The organism is Paenibacillus sp. J31P13 (assembly GCF_056269295.1).
This window is the reverse complement of record NZ_JBWDNR010000003.1, coordinates 505735-532722: the sequence shown is the minus strand read 5'-3', so window position 1 is coordinate 532722 and position 26988 is coordinate 505735. Positions and strand designations below refer to the sequence as shown.

Sequence of the window (26988 nt, the reverse complement as noted above, 5' to 3'; positions counted from 1 at the left end):
GTATACTTATTTCAGACCCAGCTTTTCCTTGTTCGCCTTCATCTTCTCACTGCGAATTTCTACGATTTTGTCCCAATTGTTGTCTTTCAGGAATGACTTATACTCACTCAGTACGCTATCGAATTTAGCATCATCCTTGGAACGAATCATACTTACTAATGTCGAGTTCCATTTCGTATTAATTGCACTCAAGGCACGGGCTTCCGGCGTTCCTTGATCTGGATTAATATTTTCTAGGATAAAGTGCGGCTTCATTTTCCCTTTGCCCCACTCTTGCATTTGTTTAATCGCTTCAGGGAATGCATCTTCACTTAAAGCTTTGTAACGGTCATGACCAAAGAACATGAATTCGCCCATCCGGTAATCTTTTTTGAAGTTTTCTGGATTATTCAATTGAAGATCCTTAACAGCTGGCAACAGTTCTACTGTACCATCAGCGTTACGCTTATACGTTTCGCCTTCAATTCCGTAGTTCATCAGCATTTGTCCTTCTTCGCTTAACAAGTAAGTAAAGACTTGGATTGCTTTTGCAGGATCCTTGCCCGTCTTCGTAATAAAGCTGATCATCCAGCCCGTAATGCCGGATTGATTTAATGTCGGTTTATTACCAACAGTGCTTTGAGGTCCATCAATCGCCATATATTCTTTTCCAGCATTTCCACTTAGGAAGCTTTGAAGATTACCGCCTTGTTGAGGTGTACCATCTAACAGCAGCGTTGCATATTTACCTGATTTCACTTTTTCTTCAAAAGCTGGTCCATCATCTGCAAAACTATCATCGCTAATAGCTCCGTCTCTGTAGGACATATTTAATGTTTTCACCCAAGCTAAATAATCTTCATTCAGATTACGATTGTAGAATCCGTTATTTTCATCTTCAAGCGGCACCCCAATGAAATCTTGAAGCACATCACCTAGTGAACCCGTACCTTCTCCAATGGAGTTAAACCCAAAAGGAATCATCGCAGGGAATTGTTTTTTAATATCCTTTAGTACTTTTTGGAACTCTTCAGGAGATCCCATGCTCGGCTTGCCTAGCGCTTCATAGACATCCTTCCGGATGATAAATGCTGTTTTCGCTGGAATATTGCCGCTATCATAGTCTTCTTGCGTATTGGAGTAGTTTGGATACCCGTAAGTCTTGCCATCCTTCGATTGGAACCAGTTCATCGTATCTTGCGCTGCCACTTTATTGAAATATGGATCATATTTCTCAGCAAGTTCATTTAGTGAGAAAGCCCAAGTAGCTGCTTTTTGCACCACTGGAGAATTGGAGTCAAAAGTCGTTATCAAATCCGGCATATCGCCGCCTGCAAAGAAGGTATTTAATTTGGTATCGTCACCTTTAATAAATTTAATATTGATGTTCAGATCTTCCTTAATCTTTTTGGTTACAACATCATTGCCAAAATCAGTGTTCCACCAATCTGCGTTCACGTACCATGTCAGGTCAGTCATCTTTTCTTTTTTATCCAACTGCCAAGCTGGTGTTTCTTGATCTGGTGTATAGCGATCTTCAATCGAAATCCAATTCTCTTTTTTCGAACCCGAACCGCCCTTTGAACTGCAACCGCTAACAACCAATACAACAGCCATTAAAACCATAAAAAACATAAGTCCCTTTTTACCAAAAACGTTGCTCAACCTATTCACTTTGTCAGCCTCCTTTTAATAAAAACATTTACTTGAGTCTTAAACTTCAGATGCCTCTCTTACTTAACTCAGAATGAAATTTTTACTCTTTTACCGCCCCCAGCATCATTCCAGAGATAAAGTACCTTTGAAGTATTGGATACATCACAACAATCGGCAGTGTAGTAATGACAATTGTTGCTAGTTGAACCCCTTTGGTCGTTGTCTCGATCGCTACTGCTCCCCCGATATTTTGCATCGACTGCGTCTGTGACTGAACAATGATTTCATAAAGCATCATCTGCAGGGGATAGAGAAATTGATCGGTGATATATAATTTGGTAGTCATAAAATCATTCCATTGCCCGACTCCGTTGAATAGTGCGATTGTAGCCATAGCCGGCATGGAAAGAGGGATAAATATACTCAGGAATATACGCCAGTCGCCGCCGCCATCAATTTTTGCTGACTCTTCAAGCGAATCCGGCACATTTCGAAAGAAGTTCATCAGAATGATGACATCATAGAAGCTCAATAGAGCTGGGATAATATAGACCCAAAAGCTATTTAACAATCCTAGTGATTTGATCAATAGATAGGTTGGTATCATACCGCCTGAGAAGAACATCGTAATGACACCCATCACAACATAGAACTTACGTCCGCGGACATATCTTTTGCTTAACCCGTAACCAACCATGGCGCAGAAGAAAACGTGTGTGATGACCCCAATAAAGGTTTTGGAGACCGATATGAAGAAAGCCTGCCATATACCTGCATCCCTAAATACTGCTTCGTAATTCTCCATGGAAAACTCTTTTGGCCAAAATATAAACCCGCCTTCTGCAAGGGATCTGCCCGAACTGAAGGAAGAAACGATTACATTCCATAATGGAACCATGATGATAATCGTAAAAATAACGAGCAAAGTAATATTTATGGCATCAAAGATTCGACTATCATGATCCCCTTTTGCTACTTTCAGATTCAAAGTGATGCCTCCCCTCTGTATGACTTATAGGACTGATTGATTATCGTTTAGCTTGCTAGTTATTTTGTTAGCGGTTACAAGTAGGATCACAGATACAATCGAAACACCCAAACCAACAGCAGTTGCATAAGAGAAATCACCTTGCGTCATACCCATACGATATACATAAGAATTGATGACTTCCGCTTTCTCACGGTTTTGCGAGTTCATTAATACTAGCGTCTGATCTAGATTCGATCCTAATAAACCGCTTACAGTTAGAATCAAATTTAAACCGATCATCATTTTCATGTTAGGAATCGTAATATTCCAGATCTGCCTAATCCGACTTGCGCCGTCTATTTTAGCGGCCTCATAGTAGGTAGGATCAATTTTTGCCATAACCGCCAAGTATAAAATCGTTCCCCAGCCCGCTTCTTTCCAAATATCCGATAAAGTCGCGATCCACCAATACTTGTTTGGATCAAGCAAAATATTTTGAGGCTGCGAAATCAAACCTAAAGTAAGGAGAAGCTCGTTAAACAATCCCGATGTCGAGAACCAAGTAATGAGCATGCCGCCCAGAACGATCCAAGATAAAAAGTGCGGCAAATACGAAATGGTTTGTACGAATTTCTTGAAACGCCCCATACTGACTTCGTAAATCATGATCGCCAGAATAATAGGAATGACAAAGCCTATACCCAATTTAAGAAAACTGATTCCAATCGTATTAACGACAGAATCCCAAAAATACTTGTCAGATAATATGATTTTGAAATTATCGAAGCCAACCCATGGGGCGGTATCGAGCGTGTCGATTACGGTGTAGTTTTTAAAAGCGATCGACAATCCATAAATCGGTATATAGCAAAAGATGAACATAAAAATGACGCCTGGAAGGATCATGGATTGAAGCTCCCATTGTCTTCTGAAATCAATCACAAATTCCCGCATTCTTTGCCCTATCGGCTTTTTCCCGGTTGGCTTCAATGCACCTGACCCATTTGACTGGGCTACAGCTGTTTTATTCACCTGCTTCGCCTCCTTATAGAACCTCATATTTTGTAATAAAAACGTTTTTATTTTTGATCAAAAATCCCTCCTATTTCGCATGACAAATAAACATGTACTCGGAATGATTTTTTTCCTATTAGCTTTGCTCATTCCGATCGATCTTTACATGACTAGAACCTCGTACGACAAGCTCACTTGCCAATTTCATTACCTTGCCCTGTTCTTTCTTCTGTATCATGCGAACCAAATGATCGATAACTAGAATTCCCTGTCTGGCAATCTGATTTCTTACAGTCGTCAAGGGCGGTGTAAAATACTGCGCGATATCAATATCATCGAAGCCCACTACGCTAATATCGAGCGGAACCTCATAGCCAAGGGATTTTAAAGCACGAATACATCCGATCGCACTTATGTCATTACCCGCCAAAAATGCATCTGGCATTTTGCTGGAGTGTGCACGGGAAAACGACTTTACAGCATTATAAGAGCCTTCTTCTTCAAAATAACCTTGTAGGATATAGTCTTCATCAAACGGAAATTGATGCTCACGTAATGCCGCTAGATAGCCTTCCTTCCGCTGAACACTGTCAAACATCGTATCTACACCGGAAATATAGGCAATTTTCTTATGACCTAAGCTAATCAGATATTTGGTCGCTTCATATCCAGCTACATAGGAATCAAAAATGATGCTTCCCATCGTCTCGTTCTGAATAATGCGATCTAGAAATACAGCTTTAATTTTCTCTTTTTCCATAGCTGCAATGTCTTTATCATCCACTTTTAATTCTTCAAAGATGACTACACCATCCACACGTCCACCAAGAATATTACTTATAATGGCTTGCTTATCATTTGTGACAAAAACATTCAATCCGTAGCCTAAACGGTCGCATTCACGTGACATGGATTCAACCAGTATATAGAAATACGGTCCTGATACGCTTGTTGTAAAGAAGCCCAACATCTTAGTCTTCCCTGACTTTAAAAGCTTTCCGTTAATGTTCGGTACATAATTTAAGCGCTCAGCGACTTTCAAAACATGTTGTTTTGTTTCCTGATTTAGTACATCTACATCATTCAAAGCATTAGAGACCGTAGAAATGGAGACTCCGGCCTCTCTAGCAACATCTTTGATTGTTACTTTCCCCATAACTTTCACCCTTTTAATAAAAACGTTTTTATTAAATACAAATTACCATAAAAGCGTTTTCAATACAATACCTTTTTTAAAGATCGTTAGGAATTTTTTATCCTATACGGGTTTTTAACCATTCGATTTAACAAACTCCTGCTGAACACAGATCAATAGGGCTGTAACGAGAGGTCTACGACCTTCTGTTACAACCCTGCGGATTAACCATGCAAAGAAAAGGAATTAGAGGAGTTCAAGTTCAATGACCGTATCCATCTCATCAGGCAGCTCTGCGCCCTTCAGTGTAATAAATGCGCCGCCATCAATATCGGAATATTCTTCGGCCATCCATGGTGTTTCAATTTTCAGCTCCGTACCGTCACGCAGTAATCTAGCCTTTTTAATCTTCCCTTTTAAGCCTTGGAAATAGATAGGGCCGATACCTCTGTCATAGACATGAGCATACAATTTGTTGCCCTTCTGCGTATAACGGCCCCACTCCGGCTTCGGAAGCGAGGAATGACCACAGCCATAAATGCTGTCACCATTCAATCGCATCCATTCACCGATCTCGCTTAATACGACAAGCGATTCACGTGTCATTTCACCTTTCGCATCAGGTCCAACATTAAGCAGCAGATTGCCATTCTTACTAATGCATTCTACCATTGTCCGGATAACCTGCTTCGTTGACTTGTAATTTTTGTCCTCCGAGCAATAGCCCCAATTGTCGTTAAGCGTAATACATGCTTCCCAAGGGATAGATTGACCGTTCACGTCCACAATGCCGCCTGGAGGGATGATTTGCTCCGGCGAGAAAAAATCACCTGCATATTCTTCCGGCTCCGCCGCGCGAATGTTCCCGCCTAAGCGGTTGTCGATAATAATATCAGGCTGAATGGAGCGTATCATACGAACGAGCTCAGTCGCTTTCCATTTCTCACCCGTCATGTTGTCGTAAGAGAAGTCGAACCACATGATGTCGATTTTACCGTAATTCGTCAACAGCTCTTTCACTTGTCCGTGCATATACTCGAGGTATTGGTCAAAGTTAATCGGCTTGTCTTTCGCCGCTTCATTGCTCCGATCGGGATGCGCTTTATCGCCGTAGCCCGGATAATCGTCATGATCCCAGTCGATAATGGAATAGTACAAGCCGACAGCGATTCCCTCTGCCCGGAATGCATCTACATATTCACGAACAAGGTCGCGGCCAGCAGGCGTGTTCGTTGCTTTGAAGTCAGTGAGCTTGCTGTCAAATAAACAGAACCCATCATGATGCTTGGTCGTCAGTACAGCGTACTTCTGCCCCGCAGCCTTAGCTGCTTTTGCCCATGCCTTCGGATCATAACGTGATGCATCAAACTCATCAAAATACGTCATATAGTGCTCTTTGCTCATGCGCTCATTGCCGCGAATCCATTCACCTCTAGCCGGAATTGAATAAAGTCCCCAATGAATGAACATGCCGAATCTATCCTGCAAAAACCAATGCGTTCTGTCTTCTCTCGTTCCCATTCCTGAATCCCTCCGATTATAAAATGAATGATACGTTCATTATTCTGCTTCGATTGTATGGAATAACGCCGCAGCTCCGATAAGACCAACATCATCCTTGAGCCCTGCGGATACGATATTGAATGTTCCTCTGTAAGGCGCCATAACGAATTCATCTGTCTTCTTCCGCAGCGCAGGCAACAGTAAATCTCCCGCTTTACTCACACCCCCGCCGATAACGATACGATCGGGATTAAAAGTATGAACCGCATTCGCCAATCCAATTGCCATATAATGAATCGTCCGGTCAATGACCTCGACGGCTACCGGATCGTTTAATTTCATTGCTTGGAATACATGCTGAGCTGTCACTTTGTCTCCGTTCGCGCTTGCCAGCTCCGTTATAAGTGACGATCTATTTTCCATAAAACGCAGCGCAGTATCGCGAATGGCCGTACCTGAAGCGAACACTTCCCAGCAGCCGTATCTACCACAGCTGCATACCGAACCGTTCGGGTCGATAATGTTATGTCCCAGCTCACCAGCAAAGGAATCTGTTCCCAGCATCAGTTTGCCGTCCATGACGATTCCCGCTCCAATGCCTGTGCTAAATGTAACGTAAACCATATTTTCAGCGCCTTTGCCAGCGCCTCTTACATACTCGCCCCATGCAGCAGCGTTGGCATCATTAACGACCTGCACCTCAACACCGAGCGCTGATTCCATCCATTGCTTCAGCGGGACATTGTCCCATTCCGGTAGGTTAGTGCCGTTAATAACGATACCATCCCGGCTGTTAACTGCTCCAGGAGATGCTAATCCGACGCCCCTCAATGGCCGTCCTTCGGAGACAGAGCGAATCATGCCGATCATTCGCTGAACCACTTCTTCGGCTGTTCGAGCACCGGCCGTCTCCATCTGTTCCCTATTCACCAGACTGCCGTTCGAGTCGAACAGTGCTGCGGCAATCTTCGTTCCTCCCAAATCGATTCCAACTACGTAGCTCTCAACCTTATGCATTGCCATTCACCTTTTCACTTTCTAGTTTCAATCCTAACTATGAACGCAGACTATCAGCCAACGTACGCAAAGTCGCTGGATCAATAGGAGACAGAGAGTCATTGCCATAACGAACAGCTGACCCAAAATGCACTTCCGTTACGCCGGTTTGCTCGATAAACATCGTAATGCCTTCCGGCTTCAAGCCGCTGCCAGCCAATATTTTTATCGATCCACCCTGCGATTCCTCTACTAACCTGCGCATAGCTGGAATAGCTTCCATCGCTGGTCCTGGTCCAGCCGATGTGAGCACTCGTGTTATTTGCGGGTACTTGCTTAGCGTTCGCATACCGTCAATCTGATCTTCCAGCTCGTCGAATGCGCGGTGGAATGTCACTTGAAGGCCATTCGTTAATGGCAGCAATGTTTCCAAAGCCTGCTCATCAATGCGTCCTTCCGGTGTCAATGCACCCAGAACAACACCCGCTGCACCGCTTGCCGCAATGGCTTTGATCTCCGCTGCCATTGTCAAAATATCATTTTTCGAGTAGACGAATGATCGACTATGCGGACGAACCATTACAAAGACAGGGATATTCACCGCTTCGGCAACCTGCTGGATTAATCCAATTCCTGGTGTTAAGCCACCCTCTGTAATGGCAGTAATCAGCTCAAGACGATTAGCACCGCTCGCCTCAGCCGCTAATGCATCCTCTATACAAGTGGCGATGACTTCCAAAACCATACCTAAGCCCTCCTAATCTAGCGATTTTCTTACTGACGCTGCTGCTTCATCGCATAATCAGCAAGAAGTCGTGCGCCATATCCGGTCGCGCCTGCTTCTGAATAACTCATATCTTGCTTATACTGAACCGTTCCAGCCATATCAATATGAATCCACTTCATAGATTTAGCTACGAAGCGGCGAATGAACAGAGCTGCTGTAATCGCACCTGCGAACGGAGAAGTACCGACATTTCGCAAATCAGCATAAAGGCTTAGAAGATCCGCTTCATACTCATCCATAAGCGGCATCGGCCACAGTCGTTCTCCATTGCGCTCTCCAATTTCAACGAGACTACGCGTCATGTCCTCATCACCCCAAATACCTGCGATGCCAAGACCCAGTGCAGCTCCAACATTACCAGTCAGCGTAGCAATATCGATTGCTTCTACTGCCCCGATATTCGCCGCATGAATTAGTGCATCTGCAAGAATGAGCCTGCCCTCGCCATCGGTATTTGCAACCTGAACCGTCAGCCCATTCGGATAGTGAATGACGGACGACGGTAATGTTGCTTCTGCATCAGGTACATTGTCAACGACCGGAATGAGTGCAGTCACATTCACTTTAGCTTGCTTCCGAAGCAAAATATCCATAGCGCCAATGACAGCAGCAGCACCGCCCATATCCATACGTGCATCGCTAATATCGCTGGCAGTCTTCGCGTTCATCCCGCCCATATCAAAAGTAACGCCCTTGCCAACCAAAGCCAGCATCGGCAGCTCAGGGTTTCCTTCGTAGCGGATTTCGACGAGCGCTGGCGCATGCTTGCTGCCTGCGCCTACTGTAATCAGACCGTTCATCTGTAGGTCAACAAGCTCCTGCCCTTGGTAGACATGAACCTTAATAGAGCTATCATCACGGTCGAAGTACTCCGCCATCCATTGTGTGAATGTATCCGGATTGAGCGTTTGGGGAGATTCATTCACCCGGTCACGCGCAAGCATAGCGCCTTCAGCACGGATTCGCCCAGTCTCAAGCACAGCATCCAGCTCTGCAACACTTAGCTCAGACCAATCTTTCGAATTCAGCAATAAATCAACGGAGACTTTTAGCTTCGTTGCTTGCCGATAAGCCTCGAATCGGTATAAACCGAGAAGCCAGCCTTCTGTCCACGCTTGCAGCCAATCTGCGGCAGAAATTCCACTGTTATTGTTAGCTGCATCAGCTTCTTGACCATCCGCGATGCGTACAAATGCGGCACTGCTTCTACCCTCACGCTGCACCATGCGAGCGGCTGTCCCAGCTGCCCGACGAATCCTCTCAAGCGTCAGATCGCTGCGCTTCCCCATTCCTACAGCAAGCACGTCATGCTCTTCTTCTGTTCGGCTGAATAACCACGTCGCACTGCATGACCCTTTATGCGATTCCCCTAGCTTGTGGGGAAACGTCTCTTCTTCAAAAGCCAGATAGACGAGAATATCCGCCAAATTGGCGGAATCGATTAAGATATTCATCGTTGTCCCTTCTTTGCTTTAAAATATTTATACAAATTGGATTAACGCTCTAATCTCAACATCTCTTCATCGAATAAGTGGCACGCAACCTCATGTCCAGGTTCAACTTCCCGGAAAATCGGCTCATGCTGCTTACAAATTTCCATGCAGGAAGGACATCTTGTATGAAATCTGCAGCCGGTTGGCGGATCGACAGGACTTGGAAGATCGCCCTTCAAAATAATGCGTTCCTTCTTCAAGCTCGGATCAGGTACGGGAACGGATGAGAGCAAGGCTTGCGTATAAGGATGCAGCGGACGATCATAAAGCGTATCCTTGTCCGCCGTCTCGACAAGTGAGCCTAGATACATAACGCCAATACGGTCGCTAATATGTTCAACAACACTTAGATCATGCGAGATGAACAAATAAGTCAGACCATACTCCTCCTGCAAATCCTGCAGCAAGTTCAGCACCTGAGATTGAATCGATACATCCAGTGCTGATACGGGCTCATCCGCTACTATTAAGCTCGGTCTAACAGATAACGCCCGGGCAATACCGATCCGTTGTCGCTGCCCGCCGCTGAATTCATGCGCGAAGCGCTCGGCATGAAAGCTGCTAAGCCCAACCGTTTCGAGAAGCTCAGAAGCAAGCTTATCTCTTTCTTTGGGTGAGAGCTTTGTATGAATAAGCAATGGCTCAGCTACAAGATCCTTGACCTTCATCCTTGGATTAAGAGATGCATAGGGGTCCTGGAACACCATCTGCATATCTTTGCGAAGCGGTCGCATTTGATTGTCTGATATATGGCTGATGTTCTGACCCTTAAACCACACTTCACCATCATTAGGCTCCAGCAGTCGTGTTACTAGTCTACCTGTAGTAGATTTGCCACAACCGCTCTCACCGACGAGGCTGAACGTTTCGCCTTTACGGATAGCGAATGAGATACCATCAACCGCTCGCAAATATTTAGTCGTTCCGAGAAAGCCCTTCTTTACTGAAAAGGACTTCTTCAGACCTTTCACTTCTATTAGCGGTGCCTCTTTCATACGCGACTCACTCCTTCCGTATTCTTCTGCTCTGTTAGGAAACAGCGGCTCTTACGCCCCGTATGCCCTTCAATGGGAAGCAAATTCGGTTCTTTCGTCAGACAACTGTCCATAACGAAGGAGCAGCGCGGTGCAAACTTACAGCCTTGCGGCATCTGTGATAGATCGGGAACATTTCCTTTAATGGAATCCAGACGGCGTACATTCTGACGCAGCTTCGGAACCGATTGGATCAAGCCCTTCGTATAGGGATGCTGTGGATTTGCGAACAACTCATGAACAGAAGCTTCCTCCACAACACGTCCCGCGTACATGACAACAACCCGGTCACATAGTTCAGCTACAACACCGAGATCATGCGTAATGAGCAGCATGCCCATATCCTGTTCTTCTTTCAGCCGCTTCATCAGATCAAGAATTTGCGCTTGTATCGTCACATCGAGCGCTGTTGTCGGCTCATCTGCAATGAGAAGCTTCGGATGGCAGGACATTGCCATCGCAATCATGACCCTCTGCCTCATACCACCTGAGAGCTGATGCGGATAATCATCAACCAGCTCCTCTGCGCGTGGAATACCAACAAGCCGCAGCATTTGAATCGCATGCTCACGTGCCTTCTTGCGTCCATAGCCCAAATGCAGCATAATCGGTTCTGCCAACTGCAATCCGATTCTCAGCACAGGATTGAGAGAAGTCATCGGCTCTTGAAAAATCATCGCCATCTCATTTCCCCGAATACGGCGCATGTCCTTCTCAGAAATACTCGTTAAATCTTTTCCTTCAAAACGAACAGCACCTCCGGTGATTTTGCCCGGCGTATCCTTAAGCAGGCGCATAATCGACAAGGAGGTTACGCTTTTCCCACAACCGGATTCACCGACAAGACCAAGCACTTCACCTTTTTTTATGTGAAAGTCAACACCAGAAACCGCTGTTATGCTGTCGCTGCCGCGTTTGAACTCCGTTTTCAACCCTTGTACTTCCAGCAAATTATGAGTCATGTCTTGTCCCTCCTTAGTTTTTCATTTTGGGATCAAGAGCATCACGCAGTCCGTCCCCGAGCAGGTTAAAAGCAAGTACAGTCAAAAAGATCGCTATACCCGGAAAATAGACGATATGCGGAGCAATACTCAAATAATCGCGCCCCATACTTAACATCGCACCCCAATCGGGCTCTGTTGTCTTCGCACCCATTCCGAGGAAGCTTAGTGATGCAGCTGCCAGAATGGCACCGCCGATTTTCATCGATACATTAACGATAATGCTAGAAATCGTCTCTGGAAAAATATGACGCCAAATAATTCGACCATTTTTGGCTCCCATTGAGCGGGCAGCCTCTACGAACAATGTTTCTTTAGAGGATAACGTCACGCTTCGAATAATTCGCGCAAACGAAGGTGTTCCGAATACCGCGACCGCAATAACGACATTCGATAGGCCGGGACCCAGTATAGCCACAATACCAATAGCCAATAATAGATCAGGGAATGAGAACAGCACGTCACTGCCTCGCATAATAATCCGATCCAGCCACCCGCCGTAATAGCCGCTGAGCAAACCTAGAATGGTACCGAGTACCGCTGCAATCGCTACGGCACTGAGACTTACTGCTAATGTTAGCCTAGTTCCATCAATCAATCGGCTTAGAATGTCACGGCCATATTCATCCGTACCCGCCCAATGAGCAGCGGATGGTCCCTCCATCAATGCATCATAGTTCGGCACATCAGGATTGTAAGGGGTCAGAAACTGTCCAAAGATAGCAACAATAAACAGCAATATAATAAAGCAGGTAGCCACAAGAGGCATCCGTTGTTTGCAAAACTTGCGAATAAATGCTCCAAATCGGCTCTTCTTTTTCACCGGAGCCTGCACCTTTTCCGATAATGGGGAATTCGGCCCCATCACCGTCGAATTGTTGCTCATGATATTCCTCCTAACCCTAAATAAACGCTGTAAGTAACATCATCTGTCGCATGAATAACAATTCGTATCACTACATGTCTTCATCGCTTTAATTACGACGAATACCTAATTTTTGGATTGAGTACGCCATACAGTAAATCAACAATTAAATTGATAAGAATAAACTGCGTCGCGAATAGCAATAGCAATGCCTGAATGACTGTGTAATCACGGAATAGAATAGAATCAACCAGCAATCTTCCAAGACCTGGAATACTGAATACCGTCTCGACCATAACCGAACCGCCAAGAAGAAAACCAAATTGAAGCCCTGCTACAGTTACAACCTGGATAAGTGAATTGCGAAGCGCATGTCTTCCAATAACAACAGACTCACGCAAACCTTTTGCACGACCCGTACGGATGTAATCCTCTCGCATCGTCTCCAGCATCGATGACCGTGAATATCTGGCTAACATAGACATGATACCTGCTCCAAGCGTAATTGAAGGCAAAATGTAAGACTTCCAAGAATCAACACCACCAGTAGGAAACCAACCAAGCTCTACCGAGAAAATTTGAATAAGAACGAGTCCTAACCAGAACCCGGGAATGGACATCCCCGAAATAGCTGTCAATGTGCCTGCATAGTCAGGCCATCTGTTACGGTATACTGCAGATACAACCCCAATCAAAAGACCGATAACGAGCGCCCAAGCCATGCTTAGGAACGTCAACCATAAGGTCGGCATTATTCTGCTCTCCAACATATCGGTAACCGGCATCCCAGATCGAATCGAATTACCTAGATTGCCACTCAGCAAATCTCCCATATAGTTAATATATTGCTGCCATAGTGGAAGATTAAGTCCAAGCTGCTCCTGAATGCCTTGAATCTCTTCAAGTGTAGCGTCCTTTCCAGCAATAAGCCTTGCCGGATCGCCTGGAATTAAGTGAATAAACATAAAGACAAGTACGGATACGACGAACAGCAACGGAATAACCCCGAGGAGTCTTTGCAAAGCATATCTACCCAATTCATAAGCCTCCTTCAGTTTCGACAAATGATATAATAGGGCCGCTTCCTATTAATCTATAGAAGCGGCCCCGTACATTTCATGTGATACTAAGCCTAACGATTGTGAATCTAGTTGATTATTTCACTTCAGCATTAAGGATATTTAAGGAACCGTCTGGATATACTTTAACGCCTTCTAGGTAAGATCTTTTGCCTGAGATAATTTGGTCAACGCCCATGAACGCCCATGGTGCTTCTTCCCAAATTGTTTTTTGAATGTTAGCGTAAATACCTTTTGCTTCTTCTGGATCAATGGATTTATTTGCCTCAGCAATCCATTTGTCTACATTGTCATTTTTGTAGTAAGCCGTATTGGAGCCTGCAGGAGGGAACATTTCACTGCTGAACAAACCTCTTGTTGCACCATCAGCATCACCTGAAGATGGTGACCAGCTTACATACCACATTTGGATTTTTGCTTCTTCAGGCGTTTTAGCGGAGTTGATTTGATCAGAAAGCGTACCGCCCTCCATCGATTTCACTTCCAGCTTAATGCCAACAAGCGCTAATTGCTGTTGAATGAATTGCATACCTTTAATCGTTTCGGACTCGTTCTCGCCCCAGATTTCAGCTTCGAAGCCATCTGGATAACCTGCTTCAGCAAGCAGCTGTTTTGCCTTCGCTACATCATACTCGTAACCCGTTTGTTGTGAGTAATACTGTGTTTTCGAAGACATAGTGGAGTCAAGCTTAGCTCCAAGACCTGATTTTACAACTTTAATATATGCTTCTTTGTTGATTGCATAATTGATCGCTTGACGCACTTTTACATCATCATAAGGCTTCTTCATCGTGTTCAACGTCACATAACGAACGATGGTTGAATCAATGGTATCAATCAAAATACCTTCTTTACCTTCAACCTCAGACACTTGCTCAGTCGGCATCGGATAGATGAAATCCGCTTCACCAGTCTTCAACATCGCAATTCGAGAACCGTTCTCTGGTACCGGTCTGAATGTTACGCTGTCTACTTTCGGAAGCCCTTGCTGCCAGTAGTCAGCATTTTTCTCTACAACCAGACGATCACCTTGAACCCATTCTTTGAATTTGAACGGACCCGTACCTACTGGCTTCTTCGCAATATCAGCTCCGCTCTCCTCGAGCGCTTTCGGACTGATAATACCTGCCATAGCCACTTTATTTAGAAATGCGTTGTATGGCTCGCTAAGTGTAAAAACAACTGTCTTAGCATCTGGCGTTTCTACTTTTACAACTTTAGCAAAGCTTTTACGCAGTCTTAAGTTGTTTTTCTCGTCTTGAATACGTGCAATGTTAATTTTTACAGCCTCTGCATTGAAATCCGTGCCATCATGGAACTTCACGTTCTCTTTCAAAGTGAACGTATAAGTAAGTCCGTCTGGGCTTATTTCGTGGCTTGTAGAAAGCACAGGAATGAGCTGCATATTTTCATCAAAACCCATCAAACCTTCATACATCGTTCTGCCGCCGCTGATGGAATGTGTATCACTCGCATTATGCGGATCCAACGTAATAAAATTTGCATTAATAGCAATGACAATATCTTTATTATTCTTAGTTGCCGTGCTCGACTCTTCCGTCTTGCCAGTGGTGTTGCCGCCCGTATTGCCTTTACCTCCATCATTGTTCGCCTTTCCACAGCCTGCCGCAACTACAGCTATGATAACCAGCAGCATGAACATCGACCAAACTTTTCCTTTTGCTTTCATCTTCTACACTCCCCTATAGAAATGATGTATTAGAACAGCTCCTAAATCATTGGTTATCGACTTGGAGATTATTCTTGCCTTTGAATCAGAATCAGACTTGCCATTGGAAAACAGCTCTGCGTTCACCTACTGCTGTACCACCGTCATTTACAATCTCGTTTGGCACAAGTGCATACAGGCGATCAATCGTCTCTTGATTGCTGTAGCCGATACGTTCAAGGATAGATGCGATAATACACGGCCAGACTTGCTCCGATCCGTCAGACACTTTCAGCGAGATGCCAATTCGTTCCTTACGAAGCCCAATACCATACACTCCTTTTGCCCCGCCCTTAGCTGTCAAATTATCGTCCTTCAGCAATGCCGAGCATACGAACTTCGTATCGGCAATCATATCCGGATTATCATTCATTAGCTTTGCGGTTACAGCTGCAGCATTACGTATTTGGATATCCTCGATCAGATCTGGACAAGCCAGCTTTAGATAGGAATAAGCAATCTTATGAAGAGGAAGTGCAAAGATAGGCAACCCACAACCATCAATACCTTGTGGAATGGATTCCTTTGGCACCTCGGCAATATAACTCATGATATCGATAATCTCTTGTTGAACAGGATGACTCGGCTCGTAATAGGTTTGCTCATCCCAGCCCATATGCTTGCTAAGGCCCAATAATCCTGCATGCTTACCAGAACAGTTATGGAAGATTTTGCGCTTCGGCTCATTAGCCCGATGACGATCTGCTTTCGCATCCTCGTTGAGAGGGTATGTTGAGCAGCAGTGAAGAGCATCTTCTCTCAATCCCATTTTCTGAAACATAGATTCCAGTGCTTCAATATGAAAGGCCTCTCCTCGATGTGAAGCGGTGAAGAGAGATGCTTCCTGACTCGTCAATCCATATACCTCATCGATTCGTCGCATCATCACAGGCAAAGCCTGAAATGGTTTGGCCGCAGAGCGCAGATACGTGATATGCTCCGGATTGCCTGCCTTATACAGAATGTTGCCTTTCTCATCCACTACACTAACTGCACCGTAATGTACATTCTCAAGTATGCCGCCGCGATATTCTTCTACTAGTGTTGTAAATCCCATCTGTATGCCCTCCCGGTTAGTAATACATTTACTCCAATGCGAAAAATCGATTTTGTGACAATAATCCCGATCCAATCATTACGCCCCGCTCGTTCAGCATTGAACGATGGTATGTAAATGATTCACGAAGCGGTTCCCATATGAAGCGTGCGAGATATATCTTCTCAACTTCATCGTGAATATCTGGAAATTTGTCAACAAGCTCTCCACTCAATATGACACTGTCAGGATTGTACATGCATACGACATTGTTAATTGTAATGGCCATATACATGAGTGCACGATCGATGAGATGGATTGCCCAGTGCTCTCCAGCACGCCTTGCCTCAAATAACTCCTCGATCGTGTTCACTGGGCGAATGCGATTCGCTTCCGACAATAACGAACTAATATTGATATAAGTCTGTAAACAGCCTGCTTTGCCGCATTCACACATCATTCCGCTCGGATCTACTGTCGTATGACCAATTTCACCGGCACTATTCATAACACCTCGATAAATCTCTCCCTCGAGAATGATTGCAGATCCAACGCCATGCCCAAAGCCCAGCAGCGCAGTACGTTTAGAGCCGACTGCAGCACCCTTCAAGTGTTCGGCAAGTGCTCGTACTTTCAGCTCATTATCAACAGCAATTTCAAATCCGGTCAGTTCCTTTAATCGTTCCGCCAGCTTTACATTCTTCCATCCAAGCTGAACGGAGAAGACGACGATACCCTCTTCATTATTTACGATGCCAGGAAGCCCGACGCCAATGCCGACGATACTTGTTCTATCAAGCTCTTGCTGCTGCAGAAGCTGCTCTATCGCTTCACTAATTCGTACAAATGTCGCTTCCGGACTTTCATCAATTGCTCGGGGATACTTACCGCTGCAAACAAGCTTGCCTTGCAAATCCACAATGCCAATACTCATTAGACTGCGATCTAGATCAACGCCTATCGATAACACTGAAGCGTTAACCATACCTAGAAGAGTCGACTTCCTTCCTAAGCCAGCCGATACTTGATCGGAATTCAGTAGATAGCCTTGTTCCGTCAATTCACCGACAATTCTGCTAACTGTTGTCGGACTCATGCCCGTCCGTTTAGCAATAGAAGCACGAGAAATGGGATGATGGTTTTTAATAATTTCAAAAACGGTAAGACGGTTTTGCCTCTTCATAAAATCCTGATCATGCTTTTTCACGGACGTCTCTCCTATTTTTTTCTCCACTGAATTAAATACATATATTTTCCACTGTTAATAACCCATGCTAATCTGATTTCACTACTTTTTTATTCATTTTCGGTTTAGTTTCTCCACTGCTGGTTATAATAATAAATGGTCAACGTTATCGTGTCAATATCAATGACATGATTGCCTTTATATTTTTTATTTTCACAAATGAAAGCGATTAACTCGGAATTATTCGAATTAAAAGATGTTCTACATGACACATACCTAACATAAAGTGGGCGTAACGATTCTTGACGCCTCCATCTAATGATGTCGCTTTCATAGATATTTATTTCTTGGAGCTGATTCAACGTTAAATCAAATCAAGAATAAAACTCTTTTCCAACATTTGATAACAAAAAAATCGCTTTCGATCCATCGACTCTATGAGACGATTTGATCGAAAGCGATTTTTTGTTGTAGGTTAGCTCCTGCCTACGTGTTCTTTTTGCGGATCTGCTTATCTCGGTTCTCGCCCCATTCCTTTGCCTGAGACGTTGCAATCGCAATAGCTCTGCCCTCTTCATAGCCATCCTCCAGCAAAGCATTGGCAATTTCGATGGCCTTGTTGCGAACCGGAGCCATAAAGTTTTTGAGAGATTCCGGGTAATCATCTTTTGTCCACGGCATCGTACAGCCCTCCTCTCGAAATGAAGTCTGGAGCTTTCACTGCTTGCATCCTCTGCAAAAATCTAATATCTATTACCCATGATGTCCTTCAGATTAAACAACTAAAAAACACATCGCCCAAGAGGTATGACTCTTGTGGCGATGCATTTTAATTTTACATCCTATATTAATCGTTTCATCCTTAACTGTTTTTCATATTCTCAAGATGAACATCCAGGTTATCCAACGTTTCAGACATACCTTGGATCATCCCCATATCGAGCACCGTTTGCAGCGCTTCTGGCGATGCGTATTTCGCAGTGTTAACCAACTTCGTCTTACCCTCTAGCTCCACGAAGTCGAGTGTAACCAGCGTTTGAGGCATATTTTCCGCAACATTACCTTCTGCATCAGAGAAAGCATCCGTATAGACGATTTGCGATGGAACCATAATTTCGTGATAGAGTCCCTTACCCCATGACTCCATGCCATAGAAGTCACCTTGGTTCTTATCCTCGCACTTCATGCAATAATGCCAAATACCTCCCGGACGGAAGTCAATGTTGCATACAGGAATGGTCCAGCCTTTCGGCCCCCACCAATGCTTCAAATGCTCCGCTTCCGAAAATGCCTTGAATACAAGCTCGCGCGGCGCTTGGAAAATACGCTCCAATACAAGTGTGCTGCCTTCAACTGTAGTTACCATTTGGTTAGAAAGGTTAGAATTTGTCATTTAATGTTTCCTCCTCATATTTGTTTGCATCATCAAACCGGTTTTAGCTGCCACTACTCTTGCTTTCCTATCTCCTTGCTTTGCAACTCCTGTAGATAATCATCTAGGCGATCGTAACGTTGCTCCCACATACGTCGGTACGACTCCAACCAAGCATCCAATTCCTTAAACGGATCGGGCCGCAGCTTGCAAATCCGCCGGTTAGCAACCGCCTGTACCTCAATAATGCCAGCCTCACTAAGGACGCGCAAATGCTTGGACGCTTGAGGTTGACGTAGCTGGAGCCTTTCGGCGATCTCCCCAACGGTTAGGGGATTCTCGCGCAGCAGCTCAACAATCTGCAGACGGTTAGGCTCAGCTAAAGCACTCATAACGTTAGCATTCATAAGAAATCATCCACTCGCTTCAATTATTTAATTCGTCCTTCGCTTAAGACGAACATCATATTATGGACTCTACAGTGCCTCCCTCTTTGTATTTCCCTTTGTTGGATTTAATATACCATAACAAGAATATTCCCATAAAGGAATATTCAATGATTTTCTTATTGTTGAATACAATCGGTTTCCGGTTTAAGCAAACAAAAAAAAGGAACCAACATATACATTGATTCCCTTTATACCGATTAAACCATTCTATTTTGTTCCAACTTTGAAATGATTAACAAATCGTTCTATAATCGTTGCTGCCTCAGCACGAGTAAGCAGCCCTGATGGATTGAGCAAATTGTTATTTGCCCCTTGAAATAATTGATTATTTACTGACCATTTCATTGCGTCGGAAGCCCAGGCTGCAACTTGGTCTGCATCTGTAAAGGTCAAAGTATCCTGATCAATCGCAGTATTTAATCCCAATGTCTTAGCGTAGTTGTATAAGATGACTGCAAATTGTTCACGAGTAATAGATTGATTTGGAGCAAAATTAGTTTCATTAACACCATTTACAATACCATTGCTTTTCGCCCAAGCTATAGCATCACTATAATAAGAATTCTTACTGACATCTTGGAAATGCTGTGATTCTCCTTTTGTTTCACCAGCTAAGCGGTGGATGACAGTCACTAACATACCGCGTGTCATAGAATCATTTGGACTAAAGGTTGTTTTGGATGTACCGAAAAACAATCCTTTATTTAATACGAATTGAATCGAAGCATTTGCCCAATGATCTTCAATATCGGTAAGCGAAATAGTTGGTTTTGTTGGCGGTTGAATAGGTTCTTCAGGGATTTCTGGCGTACCTGTATTTGAAGGCTCCGCTTTTACAGTAACGATATAAGATTGTACAACACTCTTATTTCCGCGAGAGATAGCAGCGCTTAGTACTACATCAACATTACCTTTGCTTGCAGATGGACGCGTTACTTTTGCCGAATCATTTTGAATAACAATACTTTCATCGCTACTTTTCCACTCAATAGCAGTACCATGTAACCCTGCTAGAGGAAGTGTGAAATCTGATGTAATGGAACTCATGTCACCTAATTTCCCAGTTACAAATGCAACAGTATCGGCAACTGCTTGCTCATCATTATACGCTGCAACATCAACAAACACTGGGTTTGAGTAGAACCACATGCTTGTATAGTTACGATCATTAAGTAGATTGAAACGTTCTTCGTTATCCGTTACTTCACTGAAAGACTCATCCTTCACAGGATCGCCATTAACCGTAAATCCTGCAACATCTACACCAAGGTTTGTCCCACGCAAGCGATAATAACGGTTTTCATCAGCAGGAACTGTGTAAGAAATCGTATAATAGCCTTCTTCATCTGCTTCTCCCCAATCTTTCTCAGTGAAGCGAGCAACAACTTTAGATGTGTCATTTGTTGTACGAGTAGCGTATTCACTTTCATCTACCTTACCAGCAACCTCACCAGAGATAAGGTCAATATGATCTACTTTAACTTGGTTGGTAACGGATGACTCATGATCACTTATTGGCGTATAGTTATTGTATTCCGGGCTCTTAAAACGAATATTTATCGTAGTCAGATCGCCTTCCGTAACTTGTAATTCTTCGCCCATATCTGCTTGGTTAGCGTTATGATTAATGTTAAAATCAAGTGCATTAATGAGATTGCCATATACGGAAAAAGATTTACCTGAACGCATGCCGTCTACAACGTCATGGAAAGTATCCCCCTCAACCCATACATAGTTTCTTGCGTATTCACTTGGCCAGTAACCGCTAGAGTAATTTCTATTGCTGCTTACTTTGAAATGAAAATCGGAGTTGGTGAAGTTCCAGAAGTGACGACCTTCTCCAAGCAATGCATCCCACACACCGCCGACTTGAGCAATCATTACGTCAGCCCCGCCATATATATCCGTTAATTCGGATCTATTTCCACCAGCAGCCATTTGATTACCAGGCATACCTTCCATGCCAAATACAATTTCAGGAGCGGCATCATTCATCAATCGAAGATCTTTAATTGTAACGACACCACTGCTATCCCCGTTATGTCTGGATGGATGGTTAGGAAGAACAAAACTCTCAGGATAATTTTTGTTTAACCAATTAATCGCTTCATAGACCTTGTTCTTGTCCGCTTTAATGGCTGCTTGAGACTGTCTTTCTCCCCATAATTGACTTTCATTAGAAGTAAATCTATCACCAGAAGTATCATAGCTATATAAATATTCAAACTGACGGATAGCCTCTGTTGGTACCTCGTCGCTCTTAGAATCGACAATACCAACTGAAGCGTGATCCAACCCCATCATATCCCATTCAAATCCTGAATAAATAAGTTTCCCTTTATATTTTCCGGAATTCTGAAGCTTCTCTATTGCTTCTTGCTGATCTTGTATAGCTCCCCAACGAGCAGTGCTTTTCTCATTACCTTCAGGATCACGCGGTGAGTTTCTTAAATGATCAGTTAACACCAAAAAATCAAATGCTTCTCCATATGATAGGGCTGCTTCTGATTCTTTAGGCAAAGTGTCTACATTTTCACGGAAGCCAGCGTTTAATACATTTTCTAGTTTCATGAAGGACTCGGAGGCATCGCTCGACTGAATCGTATGCGCATGGTATTCACCCGACATCCATCTTCCTGCTTCGGCGGAAGAGCTTACTGCTGCTGCAGACACCGTCCCGAAACTCTGGGCCAGTATGAATACAGCTAGCGATGTCCCAATAAAGGATTTCATTTTGTTTTTCATTCGATAGTATTCTCCCTTAATGTTCATTTTGTAATAGGTTAATTGTATGTGTTGATTGTTAATTCCTATCTCGAATTATATTTATTATTTGTAAACACTAATCTCTCACTGTACTTAAGAAGCTGAAATATTAATGAGACTAACGAGAGGTTGAAGGAAATTTTTTACTGCATGTCGAATGAATCGATAGTCCGAGATGATCGGAATTTTTGAGCAACTAACATGAGGTGACGGAATGGCAAAGTCTTGGTACGAAAGGTATATTGCGGTTTATAACGATGAGTGGACTCGTGAAGAGGCTAGGCAAGCTTATCGCCAAACAAATAGAGAGATTGATTTGTCAGAAGAAAGCGTCGGATGGATCATCACATGTATTTCCTATTTCTTTATCTTGCGTTTTTTTGCGTACCACAATGTCATTCCCAATGTCGACACCGTACATATGGGCTGGTTTAGCTTTAGTATTATCTTTGTTATCATGTGCGCCTTGAGAAAATATCGTTTTTTCGCAGAGCCCGCCTTTCTATTAGCGGTTATTATTCAAACCTATTCCGCAACCTTTGCCAATGGCGGGATTTGGAGTCCCATCATCGTCTATTTGTTGTCTACTGCTTTTAATTTCTTAATCTTTTATGAGGCGTGGGGTCCAAAAATGATAAGAGTATACGCTTGGATGACCCCTATCTACTGGCCGGTATTGATTAAGCTTCTAATATCGAATTCGCTTAAGAAAAGCGTTTCTACCCCTTCCCATGCCAAAGTAGAACTAAAAAAAGTCGTTGAAACAAAGTCCGTTACTCTGACCAGTCGCGTGGTACCAACGAAGATACAACCCTATGCTGCTACTTCGTCAGGTGTGAAACCCGCGCCAGTTTATGACCAGGAAACTCCAGTCAGCCAGCGTTTAATAACTATTTCGAAAATTTTGATCGTAGATGATCAAAAGGGCATACGCGTAATACTAGACGAAGCATTTACCAATAGCGGCTATCATACTTTTCAAGCAAAGAACGGAATGGATGCCTTAGAGATTGTCCGACTGCATTCACCGGATTTAATCATACTGGACTTGAAGATCCCTGAAATGGATGGTATTGAAATTCAAAAAAGAGTTAGACGGATTGATCCTACTATTAAAGTCATTTTCATAACTGCATATCCTGAATTGAACTTGTTGAATGAAATTTACGAGCATGGTGCACTTACCTATTTCTCCAAACCTTTCGATATAGATGAAATTCAGGATTTTGTCCACTCCGCTCTAAATATTAGCAAATATTAATCCTATCCAACGTCAGAGAAAGAGGAAGAAGGATGTAACACGACGGTCCTCATTTGGCCTAAAACAACCGTTGAATTTACCGTAGAAACAGAGGTGGAAGCGACTGATCCTTATCAATCGCTTCCACCTCTGTTTTATATGAATAATGACCATCCAACCAGTAATTTAGCCAATGAAACGATCTTGAGCAGCAGTACTGTGAAAAGCGTTACCAACATGGATGTCCTCCCTTCCGTCTATTCATTTTGCATATAACCTTGAACTCATAATAAAACAAAAAAAGAAGGTGATACTATGCTTGGAACTTTTCGACAATTTACAGACTAATGTAATTTTTATTTTCCAAGCAGACATAAGAACAGGAGTGGCAAAAAAATGAATATTAGAGAATCAGATTTACCGGGCATTGGACGTAAATATCAGATTCAGACGAAAGGCGGCGACAAGCTGGTCATTGTCATTCACGATGACGGAAGGCGTGAACTGTTTCATTTCGATTACGACGATCCGGATGACAGTGTCTCCATGGTTTCCTTGGAGGATGATGAAGCACGTCAAGTCGCGGCTATTATCGGAGGAATGACATATAAGCCGAAAGCGCTTGAAACCATTGAAATCGCCATTGATGATCTAACAATCGAATGGTACAAAGTCGAGCCTGCTTCCCTTTGTGTCGGCAAATCGATTAGCCAAGTGGATTTTCGCCAACGTACTGGCACTATTATTATTGCTGCTGTCGAGAAAGATGCGAAGCATATTAATCCTGGACCCGATTATGTCTTCAAAGCCGATACCACACTTATAGTTGCGGGTGAGCGCAAGCATCTTAAGCTGCTTAAGCAGCTACTTGCAACTGGGAGTGAATAACAATGGACCATGTGGTATTAGAGATTGGTCTCGCTGTCATTCTAATTGCCTTAGTTGGTTTGCTTGCTGCAAGGGTGCGTTTTTCGGTTATCCCATTCTATATCCTAATTGGGATGGCGGTTGGACCTCATTCGATAAAAATCGGAGCCTTTGATTTTCGCTTTATTGAAAGTGCGCCTTTCATTGCTTTCCTAGGCAGGCTTGGCGTCTTATTTCTGCTGTTCTACCTTGGACTAGAATTTTCTGTTGGCCGTCTAATGAAGTCTGGCCGTTCGATTGCCATAGGCGGTACTATCTATATCGTTATTAACTTCTCACTCGGATTAGCTTATGGTTGGGCAACCAATTTCCCTTTAGAGGAAGTGCTGATCATGGCCGGGATTACAACGATATCCTCCAGTGCCATCGTGGCGAAGGTACTCGTCGATTTGAAACGGACAGCCAATCCGGAAACAGAGATGATACTCGGCATCATCATGTTCGAGGACATTTTTCTTGCCGTCTATATCTCCATCCTATCCGGACTCGTACTTAGCGGCGCAACCTCCTTAGGAGGCGTTATGCTATCCGCTCTGTACGCTCTCGGCTTCATGCTTCTGTTTCTTATTATCGGACGCAAAGCCGTACCCTTGTTGAACAAAATATTCAACATTCGCTCTAATGAATTGTTTCTGCTGCTCGTATTCGGCTTCTTGTTCGTCGTTGCCGGCTTTGCCGAAACCATTCATGTCGCTGAAGCAATCGGCGCGCTTCTTGTCGGGCTTGTTCTAGCAGAGACAGAGCATATGAAGCGCATCGAGCACCTCATATTACCGTTCCGCGACTTTTTTGGAGCCGTCTTTTTCTTCAGCTTCGGTTTGACGATCGATCCCCTCGCACTCGGTGGGGCAGTATGGCTGTCGCTTGGTGCCGTTGCCATCACGTTGTTCGGCAATTTTCTCGCTGGCATGCTCGCTGGAAAAAGCGCAGGTCTCTCACCCAAAGCTTCAGCCAATATCGGATTAACGATCGTCTCACGCGGCGAGTTCTCCATTATCATGGCCAATCTTGGCAAGACCGGCGGCTTGCTTGAGCTGCTCCAGCCTTTCGCAGCACTATATGTGCTCATATTAGCGATATTAGGACCATTGCTGACGAAGGAATCTAAGCTCGTCTATATGGGCTTGAACAAGATTTTTCGATTCGATCGTAAGAAGAAACCTGATAAAGCATCGGAATGAAATGGCATCTGCAAAAAAGCCTTCCCCCTTACTCGTCGTTGTCTGAGCGAGAGGGTAGGCTTTTTGTCGTTTATAAGGATATGCGCCGCAGGTTACCTAAAAGTGCCTTCTTGTTGCCATTAATGGATTTGCTTATGATGAATGCATGAAGACGCCCATTTCATAGGAGGATCATAACTTGAGATATAATAAACGAATAGCTATTGCTCTAGCTGTAATATGCTGCATATGGTTAATGAACGGTTGCAGCAGTAACGCAGGTGCAAAGCCCGATCAGCTAGATGATTTGGCTGCTTTAAGTGATGAATTCAATGATACCAGCACGCTGGGACACTGGCTTACTGCAAACGATGTCTCAAATATTCGAAATGAAGGTCCATTTATTACAAGCATGGATATTAACCAAACGAGAGAAGGCTCACTCTATATCGAACCGGCAGCAGGCTCCTGGTATAGCCGAAATACCGGTCACTTGTCCTATAAAAAGATTAAAGGTGATTTTACAGTTACGATGCGAGTCAAGGTAAATGGTAAAACCTCATCCATCCCTACTGGTGCTTTCGATCTTGCAGGGCTGATGGCTCGATCGCCTAGTTTGGTCGATGGCGAGGTTGTGCCTCCAACGAAGGAAAATTGGGAATATCACAGTACGGGCGGTGAAGGCAACAAACGCATCCTTGACTTTAAGACAACGGTTAACAGCAGCTCTAGCTTTCGAATAAAAGAAGTCAACTCAGAGTGGATCATCCTACGCATGGCGCGTGTGGGTACCCAAATCGTGAAGCTTTATAAAGAAGATGATCAGGGAGAATGGCAGCTGGCATCCATGAATGAACGCAAAGACTTGCCCGAAGAACTGCAGGTCGGTGTTTGTGTCCTTACTAACTTAAATGGTGAGCCGGATCATACGATTGAAATTGACTATATTCATTTTAATCGCCCTGTCCTTTCGAAGGAAATGCAGGAAAAGGCAGCACAAAAAACGGCAACGGAAGAAGACTGGAAAACTGCATTAGTCGCTTCATAGTCTCATTGTTTCGTCACTGGAAAGATAAGCGTAAAAACGATTAACTATATTTAAGACAGTTAAACGAATGATCGTTTAACTGTCTTTTTGCCGTTACAAACACTTCCATATAATAGATATTTTAAGTAAAATAGGTCTATTGGGTTAATGGGAGGGTGTTTACATGTCTATGGAGAATGACTACTCCAAATGTCCGGTGGAATTTGCGATAGATATGATGAAGGGCAAATGGAAAATCCTCATTATATGGTATTTGCAGTATAGAACGCGAAGGTATAATGAACTGCTTCGCTTGATGCCTAGAGTCAGTAAGAAAGTAATGACGCAGCAATTGAAGGAATTAGAGGCAGATGGAATCATCAGGAGAGAAGACTTTGCTGAGAACCCTCCACGGGTCGAATATTATTTAACGCCTATGGGCGAGAAATGTATCCCTATTTTACAGAACCTCTATGAGTGGGGCGAGCAGCTTCAGTCACAATCCTGTCAGGATTCCTCCCTGCCGCTTGCTTCATCCGGTAACGCAACGGTATTTAAATGATTCATTGGCTTATGGGAGTGGT

At 43.8% G+C, this 26988-nt stretch carries 24 protein-coding genes; 5 read left to right on the top strand and 19 right to left on the bottom strand.

Annotation, left to right across the window (positions count from 1 at the left end; all coding sequences use genetic code 11):
• Positions 1-6: 6 nt before the first annotated feature.
• From AC0YOD_RS13215 to AC0YOD_RS13125, 19 genes are all read right to left on the bottom strand, one after another.
• Complete coding sequence (locus AC0YOD_RS13215) at positions 7-1614, bottom strand: type 2 periplasmic-binding domain-containing protein (RefSeq protein ID WP_475799993.1); 1608 nt, start codon at positions 1612-1614, stop codon at positions 7-9.
• A gap of 121 nt (positions 1615-1735) precedes the next feature.
• Positions 1736-2623: a carbohydrate ABC transporter permease gene (locus AC0YOD_RS13210; RefSeq protein ID WP_475799757.1), complete on the bottom strand. Its 888-nt coding sequence runs from the start codon at positions 2621-2623 to the stop codon at positions 1736-1738.
• A 24-nt stretch (positions 2624-2647) separates the two neighbouring features.
• On the bottom strand, positions 2648-3637 hold the full coding sequence (locus tag AC0YOD_RS13205) for an ABC transporter permease (RefSeq protein WP_475799756.1): 990 nt from the start codon (positions 3635-3637) through the stop codon (positions 2648-2650).
• A gap of 118 nt (positions 3638-3755) precedes the next feature.
• On the bottom strand, positions 3756-4775 hold the full coding sequence (locus AC0YOD_RS13200; protein WP_475799755.1) for a LacI family DNA-binding transcriptional regulator: 1020 nt from the start codon (positions 4773-4775) through the stop codon (positions 3756-3758).
• 225 nt (positions 4776-5000) lie between these two features.
• Positions 5001-6275 carry an alpha-L-fucosidase gene (locus AC0YOD_RS13195; protein WP_475799754.1) on the bottom strand — a complete coding sequence of 425 codons (1275 nt, stop codon included), beginning with the start codon at positions 6273-6275 and terminating at the stop codon, positions 5001-5003.
• A gap of 39 nt (positions 6276-6314) precedes the next feature.
• Entirely contained in the window at positions 6315-7274 is a 960-nt protein-coding gene (locus AC0YOD_RS13190) for an ROK family protein (protein ID WP_475799753.1), read from the bottom strand.
• 37 nt (positions 7275-7311) lie between these two features.
• The gene (locus AC0YOD_RS13185; RefSeq protein WP_475799752.1) at positions 7312-7998 is read right to left on the bottom strand and encodes a copper homeostasis protein CutC; all 687 of its coding nucleotides are present in this window, start codon (positions 7996-7998) and stop codon (positions 7312-7314) included.
• Positions 7999-8027: 29 nt separating this feature from the next.
• The gene (locus AC0YOD_RS13180) at positions 8028-9494 is read right to left on the bottom strand and encodes a leucyl aminopeptidase family protein (RefSeq protein ID WP_475799751.1); all 1467 of its coding nucleotides are present in this window, start codon (positions 9492-9494) and stop codon (positions 8028-8030) included.
• Between the two features lie 41 nt (positions 9495-9535).
• On the bottom strand, positions 9536-10528 hold the full coding sequence (locus AC0YOD_RS13175; RefSeq protein ID WP_475799750.1) for an ABC transporter ATP-binding protein: 993 nt from the start codon (positions 10526-10528) through the stop codon (positions 9536-9538).
• Entirely contained in the window at positions 10525-11529 is a 1005-nt protein-coding gene (locus AC0YOD_RS13170) for an ABC transporter ATP-binding protein (protein ID WP_475799749.1), read from the bottom strand. The genes AC0YOD_RS13175 and AC0YOD_RS13170 overlap by 4 nt, the downstream gene beginning before the upstream one ends.
• A gap of 13 nt (positions 11530-11542) precedes the next feature.
• Positions 11543-12454 carry an ABC transporter permease gene (locus tag AC0YOD_RS13165; protein WP_475799748.1) on the bottom strand — a complete coding sequence of 304 codons (912 nt, stop codon included), beginning with the start codon at positions 12452-12454 and terminating at the stop codon, positions 11543-11545.
• Positions 12455-12546: 92 nt separating this feature from the next.
• Positions 12547-13470, bottom strand: a complete 924-nt coding sequence (locus AC0YOD_RS13160) for an ABC transporter permease subunit (RefSeq protein WP_475799747.1) — start codon at positions 13468-13470, stop codon at positions 12547-12549.
• A 118-nt stretch (positions 13471-13588) separates the two neighbouring features.
• Positions 13589-15202: a glutathione ABC transporter substrate-binding protein gene (locus AC0YOD_RS13155; protein ID WP_475799746.1), complete on the bottom strand. Its 1614-nt coding sequence runs from the start codon at positions 15200-15202 to the stop codon at positions 13589-13591.
• 91 nt (positions 15203-15293) lie between these two features.
• On the bottom strand, positions 15294-16298 hold the full coding sequence (locus AC0YOD_RS13150) for an asparaginase (RefSeq protein ID WP_475799745.1): 1005 nt from the start codon (positions 16296-16298) through the stop codon (positions 15294-15296).
• Between the two features lie 28 nt (positions 16299-16326).
• Positions 16327-17484: an ROK family transcriptional regulator gene (locus AC0YOD_RS13145; RefSeq protein ID WP_475799744.1), complete on the bottom strand. Its 1158-nt coding sequence runs from the start codon at positions 17482-17484 to the stop codon at positions 16327-16329.
• Positions 17485-17949: 465 nt separating this feature from the next.
• On the bottom strand, positions 17950-18144 hold the full coding sequence (locus AC0YOD_RS13140; protein WP_475799743.1) for a DUF2188 domain-containing protein: 195 nt from the start codon (positions 18142-18144) through the stop codon (positions 17950-17952).
• Positions 18145-18325: 181 nt separating this feature from the next.
• Positions 18326-18856 carry an SRPBCC domain-containing protein gene (locus AC0YOD_RS13135; protein WP_475799742.1) on the bottom strand — a complete coding sequence of 177 codons (531 nt, stop codon included), beginning with the start codon at positions 18854-18856 and terminating at the stop codon, positions 18326-18328.
• 53 nt (positions 18857-18909) lie between these two features.
• Complete coding sequence (locus AC0YOD_RS13130; RefSeq protein WP_475799741.1) at positions 18910-19242, bottom strand: ArsR/SmtB family transcription factor; 333 nt, start codon at positions 19240-19242, stop codon at positions 18910-18912.
• A 249-nt stretch (positions 19243-19491) separates the two neighbouring features.
• Positions 19492-22029, bottom strand: coding sequence for an S-layer homology domain-containing protein (locus AC0YOD_RS13125; protein ID WP_475799740.1), 2538 nt, complete (start codon positions 22027-22029; stop codon positions 19492-19494).
• 913 nt (positions 22030-22942) lie between these two features.
• Between AC0YOD_RS13125 and AC0YOD_RS13120 the strand changes: the two genes are divergently transcribed.
• From AC0YOD_RS13120 to AC0YOD_RS13100, 5 genes are all read left to right on the top strand, one after another.
• Positions 22943-23311 (top strand): response regulator, encoded by a 369-nt coding sequence (locus AC0YOD_RS13120; protein WP_475799992.1) that lies wholly within the window; start codon positions 22943-22945, stop codon positions 23309-23311.
• Positions 23312-23686: 375 nt separating this feature from the next.
• Positions 23687-24178 carry a cation:proton antiporter regulatory subunit gene (locus AC0YOD_RS13115; RefSeq protein ID WP_475799739.1) on the top strand — a complete coding sequence of 164 codons (492 nt, stop codon included), beginning with the start codon at positions 23687-23689 and terminating at the stop codon, positions 24176-24178.
• A 2-nt stretch (positions 24179-24180) separates the two neighbouring features.
• On the top strand, positions 24181-25398 hold the full coding sequence (locus AC0YOD_RS13110) for a cation:proton antiporter (RefSeq protein WP_475799738.1): 1218 nt from the start codon (positions 24181-24183) through the stop codon (positions 25396-25398).
• A gap of 178 nt (positions 25399-25576) precedes the next feature.
• Complete coding sequence (locus tag AC0YOD_RS13105) at positions 25577-26425, top strand: DUF1349 domain-containing protein (protein ID WP_475799737.1); 849 nt, start codon at positions 25577-25579, stop codon at positions 26423-26425.
• Between the two features lie 163 nt (positions 26426-26588).
• On the top strand, positions 26589-26966 hold the full coding sequence (locus AC0YOD_RS13100; protein ID WP_475799736.1) for a winged helix-turn-helix transcriptional regulator: 378 nt from the start codon (positions 26589-26591) through the stop codon (positions 26964-26966).
• The last annotated feature ends 22 nt before the right edge of the window (positions 26967-26988 follow it).

What these genes read in the sequence shown, in the direction of transcription:
- AC0YOD_RS13215 (WP_475799993.1), bottom strand. Translation starts at nt 1,614, where the DNA reads ATGTTTTTTATGGTTTTAATGGCTGTTGTATTGGTTGTTAGCGGTTGC.
- AC0YOD_RS13200 (WP_475799755.1), bottom strand. Translation starts at nt 4,775, where the DNA reads ATGGGGAAAGTAACAATCAAAGATGTTGCTAGAGAGGCCGGAGTCTCC.
- AC0YOD_RS13195 (WP_475799754.1), bottom strand. Translation starts at nt 6,275, where the DNA reads ATGGGAACGAGAGAAGACAGAACGCATTGGTTTTTGCAGGATAGATTC.
- AC0YOD_RS13190 (WP_475799753.1), bottom strand. Translation starts at nt 7,274, where the DNA reads ATGCATAAGGTTGAGAGCTACGTAGTTGGAATCGATTTGGGAGGAACG.
- AC0YOD_RS13185 (WP_475799752.1), bottom strand. Translation starts at nt 7,998, where the DNA reads ATGGTTTTGGAAGTCATCGCCACTTGTATAGAGGATGCATTAGCGGCT.
- AC0YOD_RS13180 (WP_475799751.1), bottom strand. Translation starts at nt 9,494, where the DNA reads ATGAATATCTTAATCGATTCCGCCAATTTGGCGGATATTCTCGTCTAT.
- AC0YOD_RS13175 (WP_475799750.1), bottom strand. Translation starts at nt 10,528, where the DNA reads ATGAAAGAGGCACCGCTAATAGAAGTGAAAGGTCTGAAGAAGTCCTTT.
- AC0YOD_RS13170 (WP_475799749.1), bottom strand. Translation starts at nt 11,529, where the DNA reads ATGACTCATAATTTGCTGGAAGTACAAGGGTTGAAAACGGAGTTCAAA.
- AC0YOD_RS13165 (WP_475799748.1), bottom strand. Translation starts at nt 12,454, where the DNA reads ATGAGCAACAATTCGACGGTGATGGGGCCGAATTCCCCATTATCGGAA.
- AC0YOD_RS13155 (WP_475799746.1), bottom strand. Translation starts at nt 15,202, where the DNA reads ATGAAAGCAAAAGGAAAAGTTTGGTCGATGTTCATGCTGCTGGTTATC.
- AC0YOD_RS13150 (WP_475799745.1), bottom strand. Translation starts at nt 16,298, where the DNA reads ATGGGATTTACAACACTAGTAGAAGAATATCGCGGCGGCATACTTGAG.
- AC0YOD_RS13140 (WP_475799743.1), bottom strand. Translation starts at nt 18,144, where the DNA reads ATGCCGTGGACAAAAGATGATTACCCGGAATCTCTCAAAAACTTTATG.
- AC0YOD_RS13135 (WP_475799742.1), bottom strand. Translation starts at nt 18,856, where the DNA reads ATGACAAATTCTAACCTTTCTAACCAAATGGTAACTACAGTTGAAGGC.
- AC0YOD_RS13130 (WP_475799741.1), bottom strand. Translation starts at nt 19,242, where the DNA reads ATGAATGCTAACGTTATGAGTGCTTTAGCTGAGCCTAACCGTCTGCAG.
- AC0YOD_RS13125 (WP_475799740.1), bottom strand. Translation starts at nt 22,029, where the DNA reads ATGAAAAACAAAATGAAATCCTTTATTGGGACATCGCTAGCTGTATTC.
- AC0YOD_RS13115 (WP_475799739.1), top strand. Translation starts at nt 23,687, where the DNA reads ATGAATATTAGAGAATCAGATTTACCGGGCATTGGACGTAAATATCAG.
- AC0YOD_RS13110 (WP_475799738.1), top strand. Translation starts at nt 24,181, where the DNA reads ATGGACCATGTGGTATTAGAGATTGGTCTCGCTGTCATTCTAATTGCC.
- AC0YOD_RS13100 (WP_475799736.1), top strand. Translation starts at nt 26,589, where the DNA reads ATGTCTATGGAGAATGACTACTCCAAATGTCCGGTGGAATTTGCGATA.